The organism is Puerhibacterium puerhi, from assembly GCF_009846865.1.
Taxonomy (GTDB): domain Bacteria; phylum Actinomycetota; class Actinomycetes; order Actinomycetales; family Cellulomonadaceae; genus Puerhibacterium; species Puerhibacterium puerhi.
Genome location: NZ_WUWN01000083.1, coordinates 1 through 3,757, shown reverse-complemented (window position 1 = coordinate 3,757; position 3,757 = coordinate 1). Strand labels below are relative to the sequence as shown.

The following is a 3,757-nucleotide window of genomic DNA, read 5'->3' as shown; positions in this document are numbered from 1 at the left end:
CGGCCACCGTGCACACCGTGGCGCTCGCCGCGCTGCGCCGCCCGGGCGACGCGACGCCCGGCGACCGGGCGGCGCTCACGGCGGCGCTCGGCGGGTGGCCGCACGTCGTGTGGGCGCTGCTGCCGCGCCCCCGCTGAGCCGCGGGGCGCCCGCGTGTCCGCGCGGGCCGGTGGCGGGTCCGCACCGGCGGGGCCACGATGGGGGTCCCGGACGCACCTGCCGCGGCGTGGTCGTGCCCGCGGACGGTGCGCCGGGGGCCCGTGAGCCCCCGCGAGGGGGACCCACCGTGACCCAAGGAGGAAGCCATGAGCACCCTGCCCGGCCACGACAGCTGGCGCGACGCCGGCCTCCGCGAGCCCGACCAGCGCGAGGTCGACCCGGAGGACCTGGGGCCCGAGGCAGCGAGCCTCGTCGAGGAGGTGCAGACCCCCGACGAGCCGCCGTCGCACGAGGCGCTGGCGGAGGACTACCGCCCCCGGACCGCGCGCCCGGACCTCGACGGCGAGGCCAACGAGGCCGACGTCGTCGAGCAGTCCGAGGAGGTCGAGGTGGTGGACGAGGGCGGCGTGTGGGAGCCGGCCGGCTTCGACGAGGGCTTCGAGGGTGACGTGGTCGAGCCCGAGGACGTCGAGCAGTGACGCCGCCCGGAGGCCGGACCAGTAGGTTGGGGGCATGACCGACCCCGCCCCGACCGCCGGCACGCGCCTCGCCGGCACCGCCACCTCGGGCTCCGCCCTCGTGGACCTCATCCCGTCCCTGCCCAAGGTCGTGCTGCACGACCACCTCGACGGCGGCCTGCGCCCGCAGACCGTGCTCGAGCTGGCCGACGCGGTCGGCCACCCGCTGCCGGCACAGGACGCCGACGCGCTGGCCGACTGGTTCCAGCAGGCGGCGGACTCGGGCTCGCTGGTGCGCTACCTCGAGACCTTCGACCACACGATCGCGGTGATGCAGACGCCGGAGGCGCTGGCCCGGGTCGCCAAGGAGGCCGTGCTCGACCTCGCCGCCGACGGCGTCGTCTACGCCGAGCAGCGCTGGGCGCCCGAGCAGCACCTGCAGCGCGGCATGAGCCTGCCCGAGACGGTCGAGGCCGTGCAGGCGGGCATCGACGCGGGCATCGCCGAGGCCGCCGCACGCGGTCAGGTGATCCGCGTCGGGCAGCTCGTCACCGCCATGCGGCACGCCGACCGCTGGCGCGAGATCGCCGACCTGGCCGTCGCCTACCGCGGCGCCGGCGTCGTCGGCTTCGACATCGCCGGCGCCGAGGACGGCTTCCCGCCGGACCGGCACCTCGAGGTGTGGCACTTCCTGGCCGAGAACGACTTCCCCGTGACGATCCACGCGGGCGAGGCCGCCGGCGTGCCGTCGATCGCCCAGGCCGTGCACCTGGGCCAGGCCGACCGCATCGGCCACGGCGTGCGCATCGTCGAGGACATCGCGTTCGGCACCGACAGCGACGGCTCGCCGCTGGCCACCCTCGGCTCGCTCGCGCACTGGGTGCGCGACCACCAGATCCCGCTCGAGGTGTGCCCGGTGTCGAACCTGCAGACCGGCGCCACCGAGGCCCGGACGATCGCCGAGCACCCGATCACCCGGCTCAAGGAGCTGGACTTCGCCGTCACGCTCAACACCGACAACCGGCTGATGTCCCGCACCTCGATGTCGCACGAGATGACCCGCCTGGTCACCGAGGCCGGCTGGACGCTCGACGACCTGGCCGACGTGACCGTCACCGCCGCGTGGGGCGCGTTCGTCCACCACGACGAGCGCCGCGCCATCGTCGACGACCTCGTGCTGCCCGGCTACCAGACCGTCGAAGGAGCCCTCCGGTGACCGACCTGCCCACCCCCCGCACGCCGGCCGAGGCGCCCGCCGAGGTGCCGAGCACGCCCGCCGAGCTCGCGGCCTTCGTCGACCACACGCTGCTCAAGCCGGAGGCCATCGCGGCCGACGTCACGGCGCTGGTCGAGGAGGGTGCCGCGCTCGGGGTGTTCTCCGTGTGCGTGTCGCCGACGTTCGTGGCGCACGCCGTCGCCGTCGCCGCCGGGCGGCTGAAGGTCGCCACGGTGTGCGGCTTCCCGTCCGGCAAGCACGTCAGCGAGGTCAAGGCCGCCGAGGCGGCCCGGTCCGTGGCCGACGGCGCCGACGAGGTCGACATGGTGCTCGACGTCGGCGCGGTGCGCGCCGGCGAGCTCGCCGCCGTGCAGGCCGACATCGCCGCCGTGCGCGCCGCGGTGCCCGGCGACCGCCTGCTCAAGGTGATCATCGAGTCCGCGGCGCTGACCGACGAGCAGGTCGTGGCCGCGTGCCGGGCCGCCGAGGCCGCCGGCGCGGACTACGTGAAGACCTCGACCGGGTTCCACCCCACCGGCGGCGCCACGGTGCACGCCGTGCGGCTCATGGCCGACACGGTCGGCGGCCGCCTCGGCGTCAAGGCCTCCGGCGGCGTGCGCACGCTGCCCGACGCCCTGGCGATGATCGCCGCCGGCGCCACGCGCCTGGGCCTGTCCGGCACCGCGCTCGTGCTCGCCGGGTTCGAGCCCGACGCCGCGCAGGGCGCCGCCGCGGAGGCCGGCGGCTACTGAGCCCGCCGGCCCGGTCGGCGGCCGCCCGCCGAGCGGACCGATAGCCTGCGGGGCGTGACGGACGACCATCGCGCCCCGCAGGTCCCAGCGCCGGGAGCCGGGCTTGCACCGGCCGGAGCCGGTCCGGTCGTCGAGGTGCGCGGCGCGAGCCGCACCCACGGCACCGTCCAGGTGCTGGCGCCCACCACGTGGAGCCTGCCGACCGGTCGGGCGGCCGCGGTCGTGGGGCCCAACGGCTCCGGCAAGACGACCCTGCTGCGCCTGGTCGCCGGCGTCGACCTGCCGTCCGCCGGCAGCGTGGCGACCTTCGGCGCCCCCGCCAACGTCTCGCGCCAGCGCCGGCGCGAGGACCTCGCCCTGCTCCTCGACGGGCTGCCCACCTACCCCGACCTCACCGTGGCCGAGCACCTCGCGCTCGTCGCCGCCGCGTGGGGCCCGCGCCACCCGGGCCCCGGCGTCGACGCCTGGCTGGCGCGGGCCGGCCTGACCCGCGTGCGCGACCAGCTCCCGGCCGAGCTGTCCTCCGGCGAGGGCCAGATGTTCGCCCTCGCGTGCACCCTGTACCGGCCGGCGCGGCTGGTGGTGCTCGACGAGCCGGAGCAGCGCCTCGACGCGCGGTGGCGCGAGCTGGCCCGGTCGCTGCTCGTGGCAGCGCTCGACGCCGGGCGCAGCCTCGTCGTCGCGACCCACGACCAGGACCTGCGCGCGGCCCTGACCGCGCCCGGGCCGGACGGCGCGCCGCGCGGCGTCGAGGTGGCGCTCGCGGCGCCGGACCGGTGACCGGGATGCCGACGCGGGCTCCGACGCCCGGCGGTGCACGGGCCTACCGCGCCTGGCGCCGCGCCGTGCTGCGCAGCCGGGCGGCGGCGTCCGCCGGCACCGTGGCGTACGCCGTCTACGCCACCGTGCTCGTGGTGGCGATGTACGGCTCGATGCTGGGCTCGCTGCTGCGGCACCTCGGCGCGGGCGCCTCGGCGGGCCGCACGGCCGCCGCGCTGGGCGCGGTGGCGTTCGCCGGCGCGTGCCTCGGCGCGGTCGTGCTGGCCGGCGCCGGCGGCCCGCTGTGGACGTCGCGCCGGGAGGCGGTGCACGTGCTGGGCGGGCAGTTCCGCCCGACGGCGGTGCTGCGGCCGCGGGCGCTCGGCGTGGCGGCCGGGGTGGCGGTGGTGGCC

At 77.7% G+C, this 3,757-nt stretch carries 5 protein-coding genes; all 5 read left to right on the top strand.

Annotation, left to right across the window (positions count from 1 at the left end; translation table 11 throughout):
* The first annotated feature begins 305 nt into the window (after positions 1–305).
* Positions 306–638 carry a hypothetical protein gene (locus GSF02_RS18310; protein WP_201308992.1) on the top strand — a complete coding sequence of 111 codons (333 nt, stop codon included), beginning with the start codon at positions 306–308 and terminating at the stop codon, positions 636–638.
* Between the two features lie 34 nt (positions 639–672).
* On the top strand, positions 673–1,833 hold the full coding sequence (locus tag GSF02_RS18305) for an adenosine deaminase (protein WP_159798798.1): 1,161 nt from the start codon (positions 673–675) through the stop codon (positions 1,831–1,833).
* A gap of 5 nt (positions 1,834–1,838) precedes the next feature.
* Positions 1,839–2,585 (top strand): deoxyribose-phosphate aldolase, encoded by a 747-nt coding sequence (deoC, locus tag GSF02_RS18300; RefSeq protein ID WP_235915695.1) that lies wholly within the window; start codon positions 1,839–1,841, stop codon positions 2,583–2,585.
* Between the two features lie 54 nt (positions 2,586–2,639).
* On the top strand, positions 2,640–3,365 hold the full coding sequence (locus GSF02_RS18295) for an ABC transporter ATP-binding protein (protein ID WP_159798797.1): 726 nt from the start codon (positions 2,640–2,642) through the stop codon (positions 3,363–3,365).
* A 5-nt stretch (positions 3,366–3,370) separates the two neighbouring features.
* On the top strand, positions 3,371–3,757 hold a 387-nt coding region (locus GSF02_RS18290; RefSeq protein WP_159798796.1), incomplete at its 3' end, for a hypothetical protein.

What these genes read in the sequence shown, in the direction of transcription:
- GSF02_RS18310 (WP_201308992.1), top strand. Translation starts at nt 306, where the DNA reads ATGAGCACCCTGCCCGGCCACGACAGCTGGCGCGACGCCGGCCTCCGC.
- GSF02_RS18305 (WP_159798798.1), top strand. Translation starts at nt 673, where the DNA reads ATGACCGACCCCGCCCCGACCGCCGGCACGCGCCTCGCCGGCACCGCC.